Annotated in this window: 2 protein-coding genes; both read left to right on the top strand. The window is 69.2% G+C overall.

Annotated features, from left to right (window positions below; all coding sequences use genetic code 11):
• Positions 1–237, top strand: a 237-nt coding sequence (locus tag IY392_RS17580; protein WP_194861928.1) for a hypothetical protein, incomplete at its 5' end; no start/stop codon positions are given.
• A 282-nt stretch (positions 238–519) separates the two neighbouring features.
• On the top strand, positions 520–1,368 hold an 849-nt coding region (locus tag IY392_RS17585), incomplete at its 3' end, for an alpha/beta fold hydrolase (RefSeq protein ID WP_194861929.1).

Raw genomic sequence — 1,368 nt, forward strand, 5'->3', positions numbered from 1 at the left:
GCCCGGCGCCACGCCGCGCTCGCCGTCCTCGCGGCGGCTCTGGCGGTGGTGTTGTGGTGGCTCTCGCGCGACCTCGTGGCCGTGCGGCCGCCCGTGGTGGACCCCCCGGTCGAGGGAGTGATCATGCGGACCTACACCGAGCCCTGGCTGCTGCTGGCGGCGACGCTGTCGGCCGCGCTCTCGATGGTGTCGACGACACTCGCGGTCCTCGGGCGCGGACACCGGAACAGACGGTGATATATCCACTTCTGCCAGCGGTTTCGTCCCGCAGGACGCACCGGCTGTAACGATCGGATGACGGTTCCCTGAGTCGGTGCGGGTTGGCGCTTCGCGTGGTCGACCACAGGCTACATTTGGACCGGTTCGGACGCTTGTGACGCTCGTGAACTTGAGTGGTCGCGGCGTCCGATTCGTATGGCAGTCATCTACACAACATGGAATCGGGGATCGGTGCAGCCGTCTAGCACTTTCGTTGGCACCACCGCGGTCGTCGGGGCGATCGCACTTCTTGGTACCGGAGTGGCCGCCGCCGCCCCGGTCAAGTGGCAGGACTGTACCGAGATGCTCGGGATCGAGGCCGAGTACATGCCGGCGGGTCTCGAGTGCGGGACGGTCGAGGTCCCCGTCGACTACAGCCAGCCCGACGGCGCCAGGACCGAGGTCGCGCTGACCCGGATCAAGGCCTCGTCCGGGCAGGCCAGGTCGGCCGTGTTCGGCAACCCCGGGGGGCCCGGCAACTACGCGCTCAACTTCTGGAGTCCGCCCCTGGACGGCACCGCGCCGGCCGGCCTGTACGAGAACCATGATCTCGTGGCCGTCCAGCCGCGGGGCCTCTACGGTTCCAACCCGATGACCTGTGACGTCGCCTTTGTCGGCCCCACCTCCGCCAACGCGCTGCATGACGCCTGCTTCGGCACCGATCCGGCCTACATGGCCTCGTTCACCACCGAGAACGCGGCCCGCGACATGAACGCCGTCCGCGAATCGCTCGGGCTCGCGGAGATCGACTACGTGGGCGTGTCCTACGGCACCGCGATCGGCACCGACTTCGCGACCCTGTTCCCCGAGAACACCGGTCGCATGGTGCTGGATTCCAACACGCACCCCGACTGGCGGTGGTCCCAGCAGGCCGAGCAGGGCGCGCTCGCCCAGGAGCGCCGCCTGAACGACATCTTCGCCTGGATCGCCGAGCGCGACGACTACTACGGTCTCGGCGACACCCCCCGCAAGGTCTTCTACTCCTGGAAGTGGGTCACCGACCAGGAGGTCGGGGGGCCCGCCAACCTCACCCCGCCGCCGGCCGAGACCCGCGACCTGCCCGTCGAGCTGCGGGGCACCGCGCTCGAGCGGCCCGCGCTGGACACCCTC

It is taken from the genome of Dietzia sp. SYD-A1 (assembly GCF_015356725.1).
Classification (GTDB): Bacteria; Actinomycetota; Actinomycetes; order Mycobacteriales; family Mycobacteriaceae; genus Dietzia.